16 protein-coding genes are annotated in these 21070 nt (G+C 59.0%); 3 read left to right on the top strand and 13 right to left on the bottom strand.

The window, feature by feature from the left end; genetic code table 11:
- Window positions 1–49 precede the first annotated feature (49 nt).
- Window positions 50–1768 (bottom strand): arginine--tRNA ligase, encoded by a 1719-nt coding sequence (gene argS / locus JOZ06_RS14570; RefSeq protein WP_293233670.1) that lies wholly within the window; start codon window positions 1766–1768, stop codon window positions 50–52.
- A 229-nt stretch (window positions 1769–1997) separates the two neighbouring features.
- On the opposite strand from argS, the gene JOZ06_RS14565 reads away from it, so the two are divergent.
- Window positions 1998–2960 (top strand): hypothetical protein, encoded by a 963-nt coding sequence (locus JOZ06_RS14565; RefSeq protein ID WP_293233668.1) that lies wholly within the window; start codon window positions 1998–2000, stop codon window positions 2958–2960.
- Between the two features lie 81 nt (window positions 2961–3041).
- Here JOZ06_RS14565 and JOZ06_RS14560 read toward each other — a convergent pair whose 3' ends face one another.
- Window positions 3042–3224: a hypothetical protein gene (locus JOZ06_RS14560; protein WP_293233666.1), complete on the bottom strand. Its 183-nt coding sequence runs from the start codon at window positions 3222–3224 to the stop codon at window positions 3042–3044.
- Between the two features lie 403 nt (window positions 3225–3627).
- On the opposite strand from JOZ06_RS14560, the gene JOZ06_RS14555 reads away from it, so the two are divergent.
- Window positions 3628–4578, top strand: coding sequence for a hypothetical protein (locus tag JOZ06_RS14555; protein WP_293233664.1), 951 nt, complete (start codon window positions 3628–3630; stop codon window positions 4576–4578).
- A 170-nt stretch (window positions 4579–4748) separates the two neighbouring features.
- On the opposite strand, the gene JOZ06_RS14550 is transcribed toward JOZ06_RS14555, so the two are convergent.
- The gene (locus JOZ06_RS14550) at window positions 4749–4958 is read right to left on the bottom strand and encodes a hypothetical protein (RefSeq protein ID WP_293233662.1); all 210 of its coding nucleotides are present in this window, start codon (window positions 4956–4958) and stop codon (window positions 4749–4751) included.
- Window positions 4959–5280: 322 nt separating this feature from the next.
- Here JOZ06_RS14550 and JOZ06_RS14545 point away from each other — a divergent pair, with 322 nt between their 5' ends.
- Window positions 5281–6792: a TcdA/TcdB catalytic glycosyltransferase domain-containing protein gene (locus JOZ06_RS14545; RefSeq protein WP_293233660.1), complete on the top strand. Its 1512-nt coding sequence runs from the start codon at window positions 5281–5283 to the stop codon at window positions 6790–6792.
- A gap of 78 nt (window positions 6793–6870) precedes the next feature.
- On the opposite strand, the gene JOZ06_RS14540 is transcribed toward JOZ06_RS14545, so the two are convergent.
- From JOZ06_RS14540 to JOZ06_RS14495, 10 genes are all read right to left on the bottom strand, one after another.
- Complete coding sequence (locus JOZ06_RS14540) at window positions 6871–8349, bottom strand: DUF3138 family protein (protein ID WP_293233659.1); 1479 nt, start codon at window positions 8347–8349, stop codon at window positions 6871–6873.
- Window positions 8350–8395: 46 nt separating this feature from the next.
- Window positions 8396–9241, bottom strand: coding sequence for an ABC transporter permease subunit (locus JOZ06_RS14535; RefSeq protein ID WP_293233657.1), 846 nt, complete (start codon window positions 9239–9241; stop codon window positions 8396–8398).
- Window position 9242: 1 nt separating this feature from the next.
- Window positions 9243–10151: an ABC transporter permease subunit gene (locus JOZ06_RS14530; RefSeq protein ID WP_293233655.1), complete on the bottom strand. Its 909-nt coding sequence runs from the start codon at window positions 10149–10151 to the stop codon at window positions 9243–9245.
- Window positions 10148–11284, bottom strand: a complete 1137-nt coding sequence (gene potA, locus JOZ06_RS14525; protein ID WP_293233704.1) for a polyamine ABC transporter ATP-binding protein — start codon at window positions 11282–11284, stop codon at window positions 10148–10150. Before potA ends, JOZ06_RS14530 begins: the two co-directional genes overlap by 4 nt.
- Window positions 11285–11363: 79 nt before the next feature.
- Window positions 11364–12464 (bottom strand): polyamine ABC transporter substrate-binding protein, encoded by a 1101-nt coding sequence (locus JOZ06_RS14520; RefSeq protein ID WP_293233653.1) that lies wholly within the window; start codon window positions 12462–12464, stop codon window positions 11364–11366.
- Between the two features lie 759 nt (window positions 12465–13223).
- Window positions 13224–14567, bottom strand: a complete 1344-nt coding sequence (gene yegQ / locus JOZ06_RS14515; protein WP_293233651.1) for a tRNA 5-hydroxyuridine modification protein YegQ — start codon at window positions 14565–14567, stop codon at window positions 13224–13226.
- A 161-nt stretch (window positions 14568–14728) separates the two neighbouring features.
- Window positions 14729–16114 (bottom strand): TolC family protein, encoded by a 1386-nt coding sequence (locus tag JOZ06_RS14510; protein ID WP_293233649.1) that lies wholly within the window; start codon window positions 16112–16114, stop codon window positions 14729–14731.
- Between the two features lie 144 nt (window positions 16115–16258).
- On the bottom strand, window positions 16259–18910 hold the full coding sequence (locus JOZ06_RS14505) for a VCBS domain-containing protein (protein WP_293233647.1): 2652 nt from the start codon (window positions 18908–18910) through the stop codon (window positions 16259–16261).
- A gap of 97 nt (window positions 18911–19007) precedes the next feature.
- The gene (locus tag JOZ06_RS14500) at window positions 19008–20576 is read right to left on the bottom strand and encodes a calcium-binding protein (RefSeq protein WP_293233645.1); all 1569 of its coding nucleotides are present in this window, start codon (window positions 20574–20576) and stop codon (window positions 19008–19010) included.
- A gap of 133 nt (window positions 20577–20709) precedes the next feature.
- Window positions 20710–21070, bottom strand: a 361-nt coding sequence (locus JOZ06_RS14495; RefSeq protein WP_293233643.1) for a hypothetical protein, incomplete at its 5' end; no start/stop codon positions are given.

Raw genomic sequence — 21070 nt, 5'->3', positions numbered from 1 at the left:
AAACCCCTAGGGAATCCCTAGGGGTTTTTCGCTGCCGTTTGGCGAACGCTTACATCGCTTCCAGCACGTCGATGCCGAGCAAGCCCATGCCGGTGGCCAGCGTACGCGCGGTCCAGTCGGCCAGACGCAGACGGCTGTCGCGCACCGCGCCTTCGCTCTTCAGGATCGGGCAGGCTTCGTAGAAGCGCGAGAACAGCGTGGCGATCTGATACAGATAGCTGCACAGATGGTGCGGGTAGCAGCCCTCGCCCACCGTCACCAGCACGTCCTCGAACTGCGCCAGCGCCACCGCCAGTTGGCGTTCGGCCACGTCGGTCACGTCGACCTTGGCCTGACGGTTCCACTCGCCGGCCTTGCGGAACACGCTCTGCACGCGGGTGTAGGCATACTGCAGGTACGGCGCGGTATTGCCCTCGAACGACAGCATGCTGTCCCAGTTGAAGATGTAGTCGCTCATGCGGCTCTTGGACAAGTCGGCGTACTTGACCGCGCCGATGCCCACCGCGTGGGCGATGCGCTGCTTGTCGGCGTCGGCCAGTTCCGGGTTCTTGCTGCTCACCATCGCGTGGGCACGCTCGATCGCCTCGTCCAACAGCTCGACCAGCTTGACCGTGCCGCCGGCGCGGGTTTTGAACGGCTTGCCGTCCTGGCCCATCATGGTGCCGAAGGCCACGTGCTCCAGGCGCACGCCGGCCGGCGCGAAGCCCGATTTGCGGCTAGTGGCGAACAGTTGCGAGAAGTGCAGGCTCTGACGCGCGTCGACCACGTAGATCAGGCGGTTGCCATGCAGCGTGCGCACGCGGTAACGGATCGCGCCCAGGTCGGTGGTGGCGTACAGATAGCCGCCGTCCTTTTTCTGCACGATGAACGGATACGGGTTGCCGTCGGCGTCCTGGAACTCGTCCAGGAACACGCACTTGGCGCCGTCGTCTTCCTTGAGCACGCCGGCGGTCTCGAGGTCTTCCACCACGCGCGCCAGGTCGTCGTTATAGGCCGATTCGCCCATGACGTCGTCCGGCGTCAGCTTCAGGCCCAGCTTGTCGTATACCGACTGGCAGTGTTCCAGCGACACGGCGACGAATTTCTTCCACAGCGCCAGCACCTGCGCGTCGCCACCTTGCAGCTTGACCACGTATTCGCGCGCGCGGTTGGCGAAATCCTCGCTCTCGTCGAAGCGCACCTTGGCCTTGCGGTAGAACTCCTCCAAGTCGTGCAGCTCGTTGGTCGCCGTGCCCTCGTTATGGGTTTCCACCAGATAGGCGGTCAGCATGCCGAACTGGGTGCCCCAGTCGCCGACGTGGTTCTGGCGGATCACCGTATGGCCGAGAAACTCCAGCACGCGGGTCAGCGCGTCGCCGATGATCGACGAACGCAGGTGGCCGACGTGCATTTCCTTGGCTAGGTTCGGCGACGAATAGTCGATCACCACCGTCTGCCGCGCTTGCTGGGTCACGCCCAGGTGCGCGTCGCTCAAGGCGCGTTCGGCCTCGGCGGCGATGAAGTCGGCGCTCAGATGGATGTTGATGAAGCCGGGGCCAGCAATCTCGACGCGTTCTGCAATTCGTCGCAAGTCCAGAGCGTCGACCACTTTTTGGGCCAGTTCGCGCGGGTTGACGCGCAGTTGCTTGGCGGCGGCCATCACGCCATTGGCCTGATAATCGCCGAACTCTGGTTTGGAGGCGGGTTGCACCAGCGCCTGAGCGTCCGTCGCGCCCACGGCGGTCAGCGCAGCCTGCACCCGCTCGCTGATCAATTGCTGAATCGTCATAAGATAATTTTCCAATCAATGCCAAAAATGATTTTCGCTTGCGAACGAAAATACTGTCTCGATTGTAAGCCCGTCCCGACACCCCCGGCAACGCGTCATTCAGATAAATTCCGCCCCGACAAAGGGAAAACTGCCCTTGCCATGCCTCATGGCAAGGGGAACAAAAAGACTTGCCGCGCAGTCTCCCCCGGCAACGAGCCGCCTTGGCACTCTTGGGGACAAACATCGCATGGAAAAACGGCATAAATGGTTTTGGCGCGCCATCGGCGTGGCCACACTGAGCGGCGTCGGTTATTTCTGGCTCGCTGGCCCGGGAGCGCAATGGCGCCCCTATCAACCGATTCAATACATGCCGCAGAAAGACAAACAGGATCCGTCGTATCTCGCTTATCAAGCGGCAGATGAGCTCGCGCTGATCGTTGGGGTGGAAAAACAGAAGGATGGCCAGTATGGTGGCCGCCCCGACTGGCAAACACCCCATGACGTGCTGGGCATCGAGGCACCTCAGGTGCAAGGACGCTACCGTCTCCTCGATTACATCCGCTATGAAGACGATCATGACGGCACGTTCAACAAGGGCGCCGTGGTGTTCCGCATGGACACCTTGGGCGATCACCCCGTGCAAATATTGGGGGTACAGCCAGTGCGCTATGATACCGAGCGCAAACGCGTGGTCGCGGCAAGTAACCCCCTGCTCGCCGTCGTGTCACAACCAGACGGCACCATTGACTACGAGGACCGCGGGCTCACCGGCCCGATCGCCACATTCGGTTTTGGCAAATCCGGCACCACGCCACAGGGCTATCAACGCACGGATGCCGGTTTAATGGTGTTAACCTTAACCAACCATCGGCTGCTGCCCGCCTTGCACTATACCGCCGCCCTCACCCCGCCTGGCGGCCAGTGCGAAGTCGGCCAGGCCACGCCCTGCCGAAAGATCGTCACCGCCATCGCTTCCGCGGAGGCCGACGCCGCCAGCGCCGGCTTACCCGTGGTGATATTGAATAGCACGCTGATCAGCCAGCAAACCAAGCAAACTCGCAGCTACCGCTTGAGATACGACCATCCCCGCCATACTTACCTGCTGTTTGGCGACCGCGGCATCGATCCCATCGAAGCGCTATCGCCGGCCAAAACCGACGCGTTTCTCGCCACGCTGCCGCCCCAAACGGAAAGAAGACCAAAGTCGTGACGCGCCCAAACCAGACAACGCCTGCGTAATCTATACGCAGGCGTTTGTATGACACGACTATTGGAGGACTAGGAATCAACGTTAGGTTGGCGCATTTTGGGTTTGCCGCGCTCCTGCAACGCATCCTCCCTTACCGCTTGGTCGGGTTTGCGGCACATTTTTCACTTTATCGGCTTGACCGCCAGCGGCAGCCCCGCCGCCATAGATATGCTTCAAATCCGCATCAGAAACGGTTCGCATTTGGCTGCACGTCACTTTCTTCATATTTAATTCCTCAATGATATAAATTAGCAATCCGCTCAAAGATGTTGAACGCACCACATTTTGGTATTTATAAAATTGATTAAGTTCAATAAAAAAAATATAACACCATTAACTTATTAATGACGCAAAACAAATCAAATATATTTACTCACTTTAAAATATTTCAACAAAAATCAATATCATTCTCCATGATTAATAATTCATTGTATTCATTGGCTATGGGAACAAAAAGACGCAACGCCGTGTCTTCCTCCCGGTAAAACTGTGTAGGAACCTGACACCCCCTTTCCGCACGTTCTACCGTACGGCAACCATTTTGCTTGCAATCAACAATGCGCCACGCCGGGCGATCCAGGGGCCCTATTGCCTGGTGCGTGTCGTTATTTCTTCGGACCCAAGAGACATGACTAAACGGAATAAAGGAATTTTGGCCATCATCGGTATGGCCTTATTGTGTAGCATCGGTTATTTCTGGATAGTCGGCCCTGGTGCGCGGTGGCAATCCTACCAACCGGGCAAGTATGCACCGCAGAAAGACAAGCAAGACCCGGTGGACCTCGCGTATGAATTGGCAGACTTCCCATCGCTGATCGCGGGGGTGGAAAAACAGGGCGATAAGCTATATGTGGGCACACCCACTTGGCAAGCGGACCGTGATGTCTTCGGTGTCGAAGCACCCAGCCAGAAAGGACGCATCCATTTTCTTGATTACAAGCAATTTGAAGATGAATGGGATAGCACCTATCTCAAAGGCGCAGTCATGTTCCGCATGGAAACCCAAGGCGATCACCCAGTACAAGTCCTTGGGATACAACCACTACACTATGACACGGAGCACAAGCGCGTGGTCGCGGCCAGCAAACCCCTGTTGGGTGTCGTGTCTCAACCGAACGGCAAAGTCGACTATGATTTCTTTTCGCTTGCAGGAGATATCGCCATGTTCCGCTTCGGTAAATCCAGCAGTACACCACAAGGTTATCAGCGCACCGATGCCGGCATGGTGGCTTTCACCTTAACAAGCAACCGGCTGCTGCCCACTCTGCACTATATCGCCGACCTGACACCACATGAGCGACAATGCAAAACTGGTCAGACCACGCCGTGCCGCCAGATCATCAATACGCTTTCTTTCGAAGAGACACCAGGCGACGCAGGCTCTGCTCACTTCCCTTCGGTCAAGTTGGACAGCATGCTGATCACCGAGCGAGGAAAGCAAATCCAAAACTATCGGCTGAAATACGACCCTGCTAACCATAGGTTCCTACTCTCCGATGGCAGCGGCATCGATTCTATAGAATCTCTATCTCCCACCAGGACTGACGTGTTCCTCGCCGCCCAGCCTTCTGCTCAATAAGCTGGATGTGCACATCGTCGCATTCCCTGTTCGATGACGCAGCACCACAGCACGAAGCGTGCCAATCGCGCTCTCATTCATTGAACATTAAGTCAATAACACCAAACAAACGGCGCCTGTGCAAAATTTCGTACAGGCGCCGCCTTCAACAAGCTCAGTTATAACTCCGATTAGTTCTTCCTACGCCCTCCACGCCCCATATTTCTTCCTTGCATGACGTCCTGAGCCCTAGCATAGCAACCCCTGCTGCCACTATATCCCGCCATAAATCCATTTTTTACTTTATCGGCAGTGCTCCCCGGCTCAATTCCACCACCATAGATATGCTTCAAATCTTCTTCAGAAACAACCCGAACTTGACTGCATGTCACTTGCTTCATGTTTTATTCACCTCTCACAATAGACTTGAATAACAATCACAATTAAAACATACCATCAATAACAGATGGCACCACCATCTGATATTTTCCATGCTATTAAGTTCAACCACAATAACTATGCTTTACAAGAGAAAAATTAATTAAAACAGATGAATGCCATATCACTTACCTCATAAAAATTATGACACCCACGATTTAACCCACCACACCAATGAACGCTGCATTGAGTTTTTTAAAAAGCATGGTTGTGATGAGCTATATGGTGTAAGCAATGGCGACAATCAGGCGAAGCCAACAATCGCCCCCTATGAATTAAAACTAGATGCTGTCGTCAGGCGTTCGGCGCAATGCCGCGCGTTGCGCGGCGATTGCGCCCTACAGAACGGGATACGCCTTCGCGAAGGATGCACTTGCCGGCAGAAGAATTTTTTTCAGAAGCTACATACATGCTGACACTGGAGTGACGACAACGATGGGTATAAATGATCAAAAATTGATCGTGGCACGTTTTGCAAAAAAATTTGATGCATTAATCTTGGCTGAAAAAGAACACAAGATTGCAATCATCATAAGAAAATACAATAGCAAATATGACTTTCAACCTACAAACTTTCAAGCATTGAATGACTATTTCTTCATTTGGATTGGCAGCATAAAATTGGTCGCATTGGAATATATCGACATATGGCGAGAGGCTATCGGCATAAATGGCCGCGTCACCATTTACTACGACAGTCATTTCTTACTGTTCAATTTTTATACCAGTACATTCAAGTTGCTCTATGGCGTAACAAATGAAACACCGATGGAACGCATCATAGAATGGCAAACAACATTCAAAAACACCATGGATGATTGGGTTCGTGTTGGACACTCATTTGACGAGGCACTCATTTTGGCAACGCACCAACGCGCGCCATCCGTGTCATCCAAGCTTCAGAGATCGCTGACACAAGCGCGGCAGCATATTTCCGTTCTGAAGACGAAATACAGCTTCATCGACATCCGCGACGATACCAGCGTATTTTTTGATCCGTTTTTCTACGATATTTACTATTTGGAATTGACGCTGCGCGGAAACGCAGCCGCCGCCGCGGACATCCTTAGACTGCTAATACTGTATCAACATGGCGGCGTGTATATCGATGTCGATACATTGCCTTCGCTCATCGCTATCTATGGACCATTATCCGAGCGTGCCGATTACAACATACAAAACCTGGTGCGCTCCGAGTACTTTCTGCGACGCCGGCGACAGCTCAAAAACAGGGACGCGAGCAGCAATGCCGATCTATCGTTGCACGAACGATACCTCAACGAACAAGACGCCAGCATTGTGCCGCACATTATCGACCGTGCCTCCCAATGGAACGGCCCGGCATTGCCTGCGCCGAAAATTGGCGCGCACAAGGACTTAATTTCCTTGGCGGCATTGGAAACATTCTATGAATATAACAACAACCTATTGGCCGCCACGAAAAACGCAAGGCTGGTTATGATCATCCTGCGAGAAATACGGCGCCGCTATAAATTCATTTTTAAAAACAAATTCGACCTTGGGCCAAACGACAACATTCCACAGAGTCACTATCTTTACCGACTCAGCAATTACCGCTACGACACCATGGATGCCAAAGACAATGTCACCCTCTTTTTAACGGGTCCCATTCTTATTCTTGAGGTTATTCTGGGGGTAGCATATGAAATTTTGTCCTTGAAAAAATCCATCAGCCCACTGGCAATTTCGTACGCCCTTCGTCTTAATTGCATTTCCGTCGCGTGTTGCGAGCAGACCAGTTACACGCCGGAACATGCCAAGTCATCGTGGATGTGAGTTTCGGACTGCGCATGGCACACTAAAAAAAACCGGCCCCGCAAAGGCGGGGCCAGCTGATCGACACCTGCGCAAGCGTTAGAAGCTGTACACCATCTGCGCGCCCAGCACCGTGTTGTAGTTGCTGTAGCTGCCGTCGTTACGCAGGAACACGCTTTGGTTGGCCTTGTCGTAACGCGCCTCGAACTTCAGCGTCAGCTGGTCGGTCGGGAAGAACAGCAGGTCCGCCGTAATCGCCTGGCGTACCGCGCCCTTGCAGACGTTGCCCGGCACGCCGCCGTTGGCGGCGAGGCAGGCCGGGTCAACACCCCAGCCGTTGTTCGGGTCGTTGCCGGATTGGGCGGTCGCGTTCAAGCCGATGCCGCCGCCGCCACCGCCGTTCTTGCTGTCGTTCAGGTAGTCGTAACGCAGCGTGGCGCCCATCTTGCCGAAGCTATCGCTATCCCACTTCTGGAACCCCTGCAGCGAGGCGCCGTACCAAGCGGCGTCGCCGCCGTTGAACGCGGCCTTCTGTTGCTTGCCGTAAGACAATTCGGCATTGAGCACGGTCTCGTTGTTGAGGTTGTAGGTGGCGTCGGCCTCGCCGTAGGCATAGCCGCTATACGGGCTCGAGGACGAGCACTGATAGCCGTAGGTGCCTGCGGCACAGGCATTGGCGGTCTGGTTATTGGGCGCGGTCGGCAAAGTCTGACGGCCGACGGTCAGCGAGCCGCCCAGGTCGATGGCGGACGAGTAGGTATAGTCGACGCGGCCCATCACCGACGGCGTGTTGTTCGACGACGTGCCGTTGCCGTTGGACACCACGTTGCCGCGGGTATGGTTCTGCTCGTTGCCGACGATCAGCTTGGTCGCCCAGTCGCCGTGGCTCCAGGTGAAGCCGGCGCCGGCGAAGGTGCCCGGATCGGAGAAGTCGTACAGCAAGTTATGGGTGATGGTGTACATCTGGTTCGACTGCGTCACGTCATAACCGCCAAAGCCCGGGATCAAGCCGGCAATGATCGCGTACTGATCATTGAGCGGGAAGTTGATCTGCGCCGAGTTGAGGATGCTGTTGTCCTGGCCCTTCTCGCTATACAGCAACGTCGTGCCCGCGCCGCGGCTCGGCATGATCACCACTTCGGCCGACGGCGCGGTCGGCCCTTGGCCGAAGGTCTTCTTGATATCCAAGTAGACATCGCCGATGGTGCTGTTGTCGTAGTTGTAGTTGCTGGTGCGGTTGGCGAACTCGAACGAGGACGAGTTGCTGTCCTTGTTGAAGATGAAGGTCGGGTCCAGATAGCCGGTCACCGACAGGCCGGCGAGCGGCCCCTCGTTGACGGTCTTCTGCAACTGGTCGACCACTAGCTCCTGTTTGGACACCTTCTCCTTCACGTCGGCCGCATCATCGGCCGACATGCCGTTTTGCTGTTGCGCATCCAGCTGCTTTTCCAACGCATCCATCTTGGCCTGCATCGCCGACAGCTGCGCCTTGAGCTGGGCGATCTGCTCGCTGGTGCTGTCGGCCAGCGCCATGCCCGGCAAGCTGGCGATCAGCGCACTGATCACGAGTTTCTTCATGCGACAATCTCCCTTGTATGACGACGTTTTAGTTTTATTGCTTTAATCAAGCGGCGGATTCGGCAAAAGCCAGCCGGATCTCGCGCGCCAACTTGCGCTCCTGAGCACGCATATACCAATTGACGCCCAGCACGCCGATGGTGACCGACGTGATGAAGAGCGTCGCCAAGGCATTCATTTCCGGGTTCAAGCCCAGGCGCACCCGCGAGAACACCACCATCGGCAACGTGGTCGAGCCCGGCCCGGACAGGAAGGCGGTCAACACCAGATCGTCGAGCGACAGGGTGAACGACAACAGCCAGCCGGACACCAGCGCCTGCGAGATCAGCGGCAGCGTGATGGCGAAGAAGATCTTGCCCGGCGTCGCGCCCAGGTCCATGGCGGCCTCTTCCAGCGACATGTCCAATTCCTTGACGCGCGACTGCACGATGATGGCCACGTAGGACACGCACAGCGTGGTGTGGCCGATCCAGATGGTCACCAAGCCACGCCCCTCGGGCCAGCCGAGGAACTGCCCCATCTGCACGAACAACAGCAGCATGGAAATACCGATGATCACTTCCGGCATCACCAAGGGCGCGTTGATCATCGCGGTGAACAGCGTGAACAGGCGGAAGCGGCCGAAGCGCGCCAACACGAAGCCCGCGATCGTGCCGACCACGACCGAGGCGGTGGCGGTCAACAGCGCGATGCGGATGCTGAGCCAGGCGGCGGTGATCAGCTCGTCGTCGTCGAGCAGCGCCGCGTACCATTTGGTGGAAAACCCCGACCAGACGGTCACGAGCTTCGACTCGTTGAACGAATAGATCACCAACAGCACGATCGGCAGGTATAGAAACAGATATCCCAGTCCCAGCACGGTGGCGGAGAGGGTCTTGTTGGGTTTGATCATGTCAGGACTCCTCCAATTCCTTGTTCTGGTAGTGCTGGAACAACGCCATCGGCACCAACAGCAGTATCACCATGGCGCAGGTGACGGCGGAGGCCATCGGCCAGTCGATGTTGTCGAAGAACTCGTTCCACATCACGCGGCCGATCATCAGCGTGTCGGCGCCGCCCAACAGTTCCGGGATCACGTACTCCCCCACCGCCGGAATGAACACCAGCAGGCTACCGGCGATGATGCCGTTCTTGGACAACGGCAGCGTCACCTGGAAGAACGCTTTCCACGGTTTGGCGCCCAGATCGTAGGCGGCCTCGAGCAAGGTGAGGTCCATCTTCACCAGGTGCGCATACAACGGCATGATCATGAACGGCAGATAGGAATACACCATGCCGATATAGACGCCCCAGTTGGTGTGGTAGAGCCGGAGCGGATCGTGGATCAGCCCGAGCCAGATCAGAAAGTGGTTGAGCAGACCGTCGTTCTTGAGAATCGCCACCCAGGCATACACCCGGATCAAAAACGAGGTCCAGAACGGCAGCATCACCAGCATCATCAGCGTGTTGCGCGTGGAGGGGTCCGAGCGCGCGATGTAGTACGCGATCGGATAGCCGATCAACAGACACAGCAGGGTCGAAACCAGCGCCATCTGCAGCGAGCTGATATAGGTGGCGATATACAGATCGTCGTTCATCAGGAACTGGTAGTGTCCCAGGTTGAGCGCGATGTTGAGCACGCCGTCCTGCAGATGCGTCAGCGGGGAGTAAGGCGGAATCCCCATCTGTTGCTGCGAGAAGCTGATGCCGATGACCAGGATGAACGGCACGAAAAAGAACAGGAACAGGAACAGGAACGGAAACGCGATGACACCGGTGCGTCCCGAGGGCACGTAGCGCGAGAGCAGTTTGATCAGTTTCATGATGTCAGCACCACCTGGCTCGATTCATTCCAGCTCGCCCACACCTCGTCGTCATAGCTCGGCGCATCGTCGCTCGACAGCACCAGGCTCGACAGGTTGGCCACGATCACCTTGCCGTTTTCCAACTGCACGTGATAGAGCGTGTAGCTGCCCATATAGGCCAGATCCTTGACCACGCCGCGGGCGTAGTTGTACTTCTGCTCCGGCTTCTCGCGCGAGACGCGCACCCGCTCCGGACGGATCGACACCGCCACGGGCATGCCCAGCGGACCGGTAATGCCGTGGTTGATGTACAACCGCGCGTCGAGATCGGGCGACTCGACGAACACGTGATCCGGCTCGTCTTCCACCACCACGCCCTCGAACAGGTTGGTCGAGCCGATGAACTCGGCGGTGAAACGACAGTTGGGGTATTCGTACACCTGGTTCGGCGTGCCGACCTGCAGAATCTCGCCTTCGCTCATCACCGCCAGGCGCGTGGCCATGGTCATCGCCTCTTCCTGATCGTGCGTCACCATGATGCAGGTGACGTCGACCTTGTCGATGATGTTGACGAGTTCCAGCTGGGTTTTCTGGCGGATCTTCTTGTCCAGCGCCGACATCGGCTCGTCGAGCAACAACAGCTTCGGCCGCTTGACCAGACTGCGCGCCAGCGCCACGCGCTGCTGCTGGCCGCCGGAGAGCTGGTGCGGCTTGCGGCGGGCGAATTTGCGCATTTGTACGAGTTCGAGCACGTCGTCGACGCGCTCCTGAATTTCATTCTTCGGCACCCCTTCCTGCTTCAGGCCGAAGGCGACGTTGTCCTGCACCGACATGTGCGGGAACAGCGCGTAAGACTGGAACATCATGTTGACGGGACGGCGGTACGGGGGAATGCGGCTCAAGTCCTCGCCATCGACCAGCACCTTGCCGGACGTGGCGGTTTCGAAACCGGCCAAGATGCGCAGTAAGGTCGACTTGCCGCAGCCGGAGCTGCCCAACAGCGCGAACAGCTCTTTCTTCTTGACCGTCAGGCTCACTTGGTTAAGGGCTACATGCTCGCCAAAGTTCTTGACCACATCGATGATCTGGACCAGATCCTCGCGCTCCGTCTGGGCCGATTGGGCCACCTGGCCATTCATGCGTTCGTTCATCATGGTATCTAGTTGTCTCTGGTCTGACTTTTTAAAAACCCGGGGGTGGAATACCCCCGGGCGGGCCATGCCGGGCTTCTTAACGTCCGGTCTTCAGTTGGGTCCACAGACGGTTCTGCAGGCGCAGAATGTCCGGCGGAATCGGCCGCAGCAGGAATAGCGTCTTGATCACGGCCGGCGGCGGATAGATCGTCGGATCGTGGGCGATCGCCGGGTTGACGTACTTGCGCGCCTCGAGGTTGGCGGTCGGATAGAACACTTCGTCGGTGATGGCGGCGTTCACCTTCGGGTCCTCGATGTAGTTGATCCACTCAAGCGAGGCCTGGCTATGCGCCGCGTCCTTCGGGATCACCATCATGTCGAACCACAAGGGCGCGCCGGACTTCGGAATCATGTACTCGATCTTGTACGACTTGCCGGCCTCGGCGGCGCGGCGCTTGGCGATATTGACGTCGCCCGACCAGCCGAGCGCAAAGCAGATGTCGCCGTTGGCCAGGTCGTTGATATAGCCCGACGAATTGAACTGGGTGATGTACGGACGGATTTTCTTCAACAACTGGAAGGCGGCCTGCTGATCGGCCGGGTTGTGGCTATTCGGATCCTTGCCCAAATAGTGCAGCGCCACGGCGAACACGTCGTTGGCCTGGTCGAGCACCGATACGCCGCAGCCCTTGAGTTTGGAGACGTATTTCGGGTCGAACAGGATGTCCCAGCTGTCGAGCGGCGCGTCCTTGCCCAACAATGCCTGAACCTTGGTCACGTTGTAGCCCAAGCCGTCCGTGCCCCATGCCCAGGGCACGCCGTGGTTGTTGCCCGGGTCGGCCTGCGCCACTTGCGCCATCAGCGCCGGATCGAGGTTTTTCAGGTTGGGGAGTTTTGACTTGTCGAGCTTGAGATAGATACCGGCCTCGATTTGCTTGGCCATGTAATTGGAGGTGGGCACTACGATGTCGTAACCGGAGTTGCCGGTGAGCATCTTGGCCTGCAGCGTGTCGTCGCTGTCGTAGACGTCGTATTTCACCTTGATGCCGGTCTTTTGCTCAAAGCCCGGAATCGTGCTCTTGGCGATGTAATCCGACCAGTTGTAAACGTTCAGCTGCGTATCCGCAGCCGAAGCGCTCATGGCCGCCGCCGTCAGCGCCAGCGAACACAGCAGTTTTGCGGCGAATTTGTGTTTCATAACGGTTCCCTAAGTATCTCCATACAGCATCACACCCTCACCGGCGAGATCCGGTAGGGGGCCCCAAGAACGCCATGGGCGCCAGCCGATCGGCCCGCGGGGGCCGCTCAAGCACATTGGCATACCACATGTGCATTAAAGCAAGAAACATGCACACTCTGGCAACGCAACGTCGATACAGCAGACCAAACCTGGCCATGCCCCAGGATGGGGCGAAACACGTCATCCAAAAGCGAGATGCAGAGCGGAAGGAATGTGGCGCGGTGGTTCCACGCCTGTTGTTTATTCTCTTTTTTTAGCTATCGACCTCGTTGAGTGTTTAACAAATCCACACAAAACTTGATCTCTGTCACTACTTTTTAATCATTATTTGGTAAGGAGGCAATAAATATTCATCCCGCAATGCAACATGCATAGAAAACGCTACATCGACGCCGCGACGAATCCGGCGCCGAGAAACGCGCCAACGTGGCACCATCGCGAGAAACAACCAGGAAGATCAATGGGAAAAGCACGAGGGGAAAAGGTATTACTATTCGCTGATATGCTTTTTTTCTTAATTCACCCCAGTGTCATGGCAGCAAAAACCGCTCATGACGTGTAGGCGGGGGTAGGTGGAAATCCTGCAACAGTGTCGATCCCCCAGGGGGATCGCATTCTTGGCAAGCGATGGACCAAGGCATCGCCCAAACGGCCCAAAAAACAAAAATGGTGCGCCCCCAAACGGGAAACGCACCATCCTGGGGCAGACAACGCGGCTTACAGGAAACGGGCGATCAGCGCCTTATCCATGCCCGCCATGTCGGGAATACGCACTTGCACGCCGTTGCCTGGCGCCACTAGGCACGCCTCGCCATTGCGCGTCATCTCCAGCAGTTGCAGCACGCGGTTGCCGCGCGGGTGAATGATTTCCAGACGGTCGCCCACGGCAAAGCGATTCTTGACGTCGACCAGCGCCCAGCCCGCCGCATCCACCTCCAGCACCTCGCCGACGTATTGGCTGCGATGTGCCTGCGAATGGCCGGTCAGGTAGTTCTGATACTCGTGCGTATGGTGGCGTTCGAGGAAGCCATCGGTATAACCGCGGTTGGCCAAACCCTCCAGCTCGGACAGCAAGGCGGGATCGAACGGCCGGCCGGCCACGGCGTCGTCGATGGCGCGCCGGTAAACCTGCGCCACGCGCGCCACGTAATACAGCGACTTGGTGCGCCCCTCGATCTTCAACGAGTCGATACCGATCTCGGCCAGACGCGCGACGTGCTCGACTGCGCGCAGATCGCGCGAATTCATGATGTAGGTGCCGTGCTCATCCTCGACGATCGGCATCAGTTCGCCCGGCCGGCTCGCCTCCTCGATCAAATAGGTCTTATCGGCCAGCGGGTGCCGCTCGGCGCCGCCGCAGGCGGCGAACTGCTTATCCGCTTCTTCCTGCTCGCGGCGGAAATCGAAGTCGATGCGTGCAACGTCGCCGGCATCGTCCGCTTGCGTGTCGTGCACCTTGTAGTCCCAGCGGCAGGCGTTGGTGCAAGTGCCCTGGTTCGGATCGCGGCGATTGAAATAGCCCGACAGCAGACAACGGCCGGAATAGGCGATGCACAGCGCGCCGTGCACGAACACCTCGATCTCCATATCCGGGCATTCCTGACGGATCTCGGCGATTTCATCCAGCGACAATTCACGCGACAGGATGATGCGGGTCAGACCCAGTTTCTGCCAAAACTTCACCCCCATGTAATTGACGGTATTGGCCTGCACCGACAGATGCACCGGCATCTCGGGCCAGCGCTCGCGCACCATCATGATGAGGCCGGGGTCCGCCATGATCAGCGCGTCGGGGCGCATGGCGATGACGGGTTCCATATCGGCCAGGTAGGTTTTGATCTTGGCGTTGTGCGGCAGGATATTGGAGGCGACGTAGAACTGCTTGCCGCGCGCGTGCGCTTCCTCGATGCCCTGGCGCAGCTCTTCCAGCTTGAAGTCGTTGTTGCGCGCGCGCAGCGAATACCGCGGCTGGCCGGCATAGACGGCATCGGCGCCGTAATCATAGGCGGCGCGCATTTTATCCAGGGTGCCCGCGGGCAAAAGCAGTTCGGGAGATTTCATCGCTATTCGGTCGGTTCGGAGCGGCAAGCCGCGAGAAAAGACGACAGGCCCCCTATGGGAGCCTGTTCCAGACGCGGCGCATTATGCGCGCCCAGGCCGTCCGCCGTCAAGCCGGCGGCTTGATGCAACCGACAATAAGCATCTGTTTTTAAAACCATTTATCAGCCATGGTTATCGACCGCGCCGTCGCGCGCGACGCAGGGCGCGTCCTCGGCGTCGGCCTGCGCCACGGCAGGCGCCGGCAAGGCCGGGGCAATCCCCAGCGCATCGAGCAAGGTGCCGCTGGCGGCCTGCGTGCGCAGACCGGCCAGCGCCAAGTCCGCCTCGCCGTCGATCAACGCCGAGCGCGAGCGGAAAAACTCATTCTCGCTGTCCAGCACATCCAACAGTGTGCGCCGGCTGATCTCGAACTGGGCCCAATAGGCATCGCGCACTTTTTCGCTGGCCAAGGCGTGCTGCTGCAGGAAACCGATCTTGCGCTGCAATTTTTCCCATTCGTTTTGCGCCATCACCCACTGCTGGCGCGCTTCGCGGCAGACCTTGTCCTGCTGCGCGCGCGCGGCATTCAGCTCTTCGGCCGCGCGCGCGAGCCGCGCTTTGTCGGCGCCGCCACGCGACAGATTCAGCACGCCGATCAGCTCCACCGTCTGTCGCACACGCACGGGCGCGCCCACCCCCAGGCCCCCTGACGGCATGCTGCCCCACTCCTGCCGCGCACGCGCATCCAGCCGCGGCAGAAACGCGCCGCGCCGTGCCTGAACCTGCTGCCGCGCCGCGCTGACCGCGGCGCGCGTGGCCAGCACCGCCGGCGTGGCGTCGACCGTCATCGCCCGTGCTGGCGGCGGCGAAGGCGGCGTGAAGCGCGCCAGATCGCCGGGCGGCGCCGTGCCGACCAGGCGGGCATAACGGGCGGACACATCGGCCAGATTCGCTTCCGCAGTCAACATATTGGCGTCCGCCAGCGCCAAGCGCCCCGCCGCCTGTTCCAAATCGACCCCGGCGGCCACCGCCACACCATTCTGCGGGCGCGCTTTGCTGTGGATTTTCTGATAAATGCGTTGATGGCTGTCATGGCTCTGCCGCGCCGCAACCAGCAATGCCCGATGGCGCGAGACATCGAGAAAAGCCCGCGCCGCTTCCAAGGCCTGCTGCTGGCTGACGTCTAGCAGTTGGAAGTATTGCGCGCTTTTGGCATGATCCTGCCGCCGCGTCTCATAAAGCGTCTGGAAACCATGAAACAGACTCTGCGTCATGCTCAGCGACCACGCCCGCGAGTCGGCCGTACGTCGGAACGTATTGCCATAGGCGTCGGCATCGCTGACCGTCCGCCCGCTGGTATGGCCGAGGTCCACCTCGGGAAAGAAACGGGCGCGCGCCGCCCGGTAATCGGCCTCGGCGCCGAGATACTGATGCATTTTGATGCGCACCTCGGGGCTCTGCGCCACGGCGCTGGCCGCCACCTCCGGCAACGACAGCGCGGCCAGCGTCGGCTGAGCGCACAGCGCGAGCCAAAGCGGGATGGGGAAAGTTCGTGCTCTTAACATCATGTTCACATTCCAATCAGGCTTGATGAAACGCTTTCGACCATAAAACACCCTTCAGGCGGGCGAAACACCCCCCAACTCGGCCCCCGCTCACTTCCGTATTGTCCTACGCCAAAACGAGACGCCGTCTTGCCGGCGGTAAAGCGGTCAAAAGGCCATTCGTTCAGAGGTGCCATCGCTGAGATAAGCGCGAAGCGTTTCCATGTCGGACACGGTATGGCCGACCAACACGATCTGCAGCGATGGCGGCGCCTTATCCGCGATGCTAAATTCGAGCGCCGTGCTGGGCTTGTTGTCATCGATCAAGGGCCTTAGCATCAGTTTCATTTCCGGGTGATAGCGGTACAGCATGCTCAGGTCGAGCTGATCTTGCCCCTGCTCGAAGTCCATCACGCGATCGATTTCAGGCGTGTCCGACAGGCCCTCAATCATCTCCGGCAACCGGGCATGCCACTTGAACTGGTCTCGGCCCGCGCCGCCGAAAAGCCGATCGTTGCCCATGCCGCCAACGAGCACGTCGTCGCCTTCGCCGCCATCCAACCAGTCATTGTCCGGGCCGCCAAACAAATAATCGTTGCCCGCGCCACCACGCAACGTGTCGTGCCCCCAATCGCCGTACAACACGTCATTGCCGTCACCCCCATACAGCGCGTCGTTGCCTTGACCGCCATACAGCTCGTCATTGCCGCCCCCGCCATACAATTGGTCCTCGCCCAGGCCGCCAAAGAGCAAGTCCCGGCCGCCATGGCCGTACAATGTGTCATCGCCCGGCGAACCGACGAAATGATCATCGTCGTCGCTCCCGGTCCAGACGATGGCCGCGCGGGCAGGCCCCGCGTTGATCGGCCAGCCCTTCGGCGCGACCAACGGCATGTCGGGCGACAAGGCGATGGTCACGGTGCCGTGGGATTCGGCGCCATCAGGGCCTTTCAACGAGAAGAACAAGGGCTGCTGATGCGTTTCCGATCGGTATTGCTGCGTGACGGTATAGTCCGCCGTGAACATATTCACGGTGACGAGCAAGGCTCCCGTGTCGAGAGTCAGATTGCCTCGGCCCGGGTCGTAATGCGCCTTCGACATATTGCCGTCGATGAACCTATGGCCATTGAAACGCCACGTGTCGCCCGCGATGGATAATTGGCTCACGTAGCCGCCCGGCCTGCCGACCGATCCGAGAGAACCTTCCGCCTGATAGGCCTGGCTCGCGCCAATCAATAGCGGCGCCAGCCATTGCCCATCCGCCACTCGGATCGACTTGCCCTGCTCGGTTCTGAGCTTGTCGAGCAGCATCGCCGGCGTGATGGGGTTGCCGTCGAGCGTCACGCCGGTGTTGGCCGGCGGCGCGCAGATTTGAATGACGTGCAGCGTGATGCCCCGCGACGCCAGCTGCTGCTGGAATTCGCCGATCTGCGCCGAGGTCAGGCCGGATACGTCGCCATCGGTATACAGCACCACGATTTTGCGCGCACCAGCGCGGCCGGATCCCGCGCCAAAGGCATCGGGCAACGATTGCAGCACCGAGGCAAGGTTGGTGGGGGCGTTGTAATCGACGTTGAGATTCATGACGCCGGATTGAAGTTGCTCTTCGTTGAACGCGGCCGCGCTCACCCAGCCCGTTTCGCGCAACTGTGCCGGCGAGCCGTTGCGATCGCCCCACGCGGTATAAGCGCCGTGATCGAACATCATCGGCTTGACGCGAACCTCACCCGTCAATTCGAGATGGGCGAGCATTCGCTGTTGCCCATATTTGAGCCATAACAGGCAGGGGCGCTGCCAACCTCCTCGGCCATCCCAATCGATGTGCGCCATGCTGCCCGACTGGTCGAAAATCGGCATCAGATCGACCGGCTGCGGCTCCCGCGCGGCAATGCGCAGCACGCCGCTGTCGGCGCGAGGCCGGTACCCCTCGGGGCCTTGGATATTGACGTGCAGATACGCCGCGCCGCCATCGGCGGTGCGCACCGGCAAGGTATAAGGCAACAAGGCCCCTGGCTGCAGCGCGGCAGGCTCCAGTAACGTCACCGTCACGGCGCCGCTTTCGTCGACACGGTAGCTCAGCGGCCCCACCCTTGTCGGGGCCATGGCCCGCAACCGGTTTTCACCCGGGTCCGCGTCCAGCACTTCGGGCTGCACACTTTGGCTGTGCCCAACTTCATGGTGGTCAAAACGCAGCACGAATGGCTTCATGCGTCCCGGATCGTTTTCGCCGACAAAGCGCAGGCTGACCCAGCCGATGCTGCCGTCAACGCTCGTTACCGCCAGTTGGGCACTCAGCACCTGCCCCGCCGCCAAAGGCGGCAGCTTATCCGCTCGCACCACGATCCGGCCCGTGTCGTCGATGCGGTAGCGGCCATGAGCGAAATCGGTCCAGTCCTGCTCGCCAAGCCGATTTTCGCCCGCGTCGTCGTCGTAGACGGCGGGCGGCGCAAAGGGCACGTCCTTGCCGCGCAGACGCTCGGGCAACGTCAGCTGCAACGGCTCGATTCGCGCCGGGGTATTGTCGCCGCCGATGCGCACCTTCAATGCCGCCGAGGTGCCGTCGCAGCTGGTAACGTCTATTTCGCCTACCGCCGCCTGCCCTTTGGCCAAACGCGGCACATCGGTAAAAGCGATTTCAATGCCTGAGGCCGTTACACGGTAGTAGCCGAGCGTATCGCCTGCCAGCGACAACATCACGCGCCAATCGCGGTGTGTCACCAGGGCATTTTCATCAGGATCGGGGTCTTCGACGGTAGGCAGCGCGAATACGTGCACCAACTGGCTCCCCATCATTTTCTTGCCGAGGAGCCGTAACGTCATGTTGCTCATGACGCAAAACTTCCGTTCATCATCTTGGGAGAACCTCCGCCTAGAGAAAAACGGGCGCGCCCCCGGGACGCGCGCCCGCGCCTAACGCTTAGGCAACCAGGGTCAGGCGTTGCACGATCTCCTGATCCGACAGATCCGACGGCATCGCCACGCCTTCCAGCACGATCTGCAGCGTCGGTGCGACATCCTCGCTTTGCCGGATCAACAGCGCCGTCTTGCTGTCATCGCGCAGCACTTCCGCGTTTAGCGAGGGGTGGCGCTGACGCAACGCGCTCAGATCGAGGCGGTCGATGTCGAGCTGAAAATCCAGCACGGTATCGGTTTCCATGTCTTGATCCGGCAGGGAGGACATCACGAACACATCGCTCCCCGGACCGCCGCTGACACGGTCGTTGCCGCCCTTGCCGTCGATACGGTCGTCGCCTTCATGGCCGTAAATGCGATCGGGACGCTCGGTCCCGTTCAGTGCGTCATTCGCGGCAGAGCCATGAATTTCCGACGAGGCAATACGGCCGGGCACGGGGAAGGCCTCGTCAGACGGCTGCGCGCCATCCGCCGACAGAAGATCGCTTTGCGAGGCTGAAATGGCGCCGACAATTTTTGCCGGCGCGTTCTGGCCGGCCACACGGATAGGCACTTGCTGGCTCGCGCTGCCATCCAGGCTGTACACGGTAAGCGTGCCCAACGCTTCCTCGCCCGCGCTCATCTGCGCAAGCTGACTGCTGTCGAGGAAGAGCTTGCCCGACGTGTCCACCTCGGCAAACAGCCCGGTCACCACCCGGCCGCCGGTTTGCAGCGCCACCTCCTGCCGCGCCAACGGCGCCAACCGGTTCTCGCCCGCATCGGCATCGTCCACGGTCGGCGGGTTGGCCACCTCAATGCGTACCTGCCGATCCTCCTCGTTCAATTCGATGGGGGTGGCGTGGATGATGGCCGCATGGTTAGCCGCGGCAAGCCCCTCTTCATACACCGTCTCGCTCAGCGTGAATTCGCCCTCCTCGATCTCGGCCGGGTTATCGGCGCCTTTGATGCGAAAGTCCACCTCTTGTTTGGCCGTGCCGTCGAAGCTTTCCACCGCCAATTTGCCATGAGCCGCCTGATCGGACGGCAAATCCTGCATCCGGCTGGTATCCACCACCAGCTTGCCGGTTTGGTCGACCCTATATCGGACGCCCGACACGATCGAGTCATCGTCCAGCCGAAGCGACACATCGCGCCAGTCTTGTCCCTTCAAGCGGTCTTCGCCGCGGTCCGCGTCCACCACTTGCGGCTGGCTGGCCAGCGTCAGCGACGCGTGGTGCTGCTCGTCGATCTCGATCGGCGCGGCAAGGATCTGCGCCACATCGTTCACCCCCACATAGGTGAACGAAAACGTCTTGACGGCCGAGCCGTCGTAACTGGACAGCGTGAGGCTGGCTTTTACCTTTTGCCCCTCGCCCAGATCGGTTGGCGGGGAGAGGACCATCGCCACCTCGCCCCTGGCGGTGACCCAATAGGTACCGTTCATCCCCTCCTGCGACTGGAGGTCTTTTTCCCCCTCCTGCTTCAACTTGTTTTGCCCCGGATCGGCGTCGTCGACGCGCGGCGCCTTGAAGACGAATACTGTCTGACCGTCCGAATCCCGCTTATAGGTTCTAAGCAGTTTAAATGTGCTCATAGCATCCCCTTTAGAGGTTCTTAAATGCCATTTAAAAACGTCAACCATCGTGGCGGCGCCCCGCCACCCTCACCTCCTTCACCAAGCGTTCTCAACCGATGCGCAACACGCATCCCGCACGATCAGATCCGCGTCACCCCATGACGTTCGTGTTCGCTGAGGACCCTAACCAGCTTTGCAACAGCGCAAAGTCCGACCCGCCCAAGCGTGAATCCACGGCGCCGCCGGGCGGGGCAGCGTCTTGCGCCTGTTCGTACTCCGCCTCGGTCAGCATGAATGCGGCGTCCTCAATCTCTGCCGGTTGGTTGAGCGCTGCAGCGGGCGTTTGCGCGCGTTCGAGCTCTTCCTCGGTCAGCATGAATTCGCCCTCCTCAATCTCCGCCGGCTCGTTCTGATTTGCTGTCTCTGTCTGCCGCATGAATTTCTCCTCCTCGCTCTGCACGGTCGCGCGTGCGTTAGTGACATCACGCCGGCCGATGCCATCCGATGGCTCG

The sequence above is a fragment of the Paludibacterium sp. genome (genome assembly GCF_019232825.1).
GTDB lineage: Bacteria > Pseudomonadota > Gammaproteobacteria > Burkholderiales > Chromobacteriaceae > Paludibacterium.
This window is presented reverse-complemented; position numbering and strand designations above follow the sequence as displayed.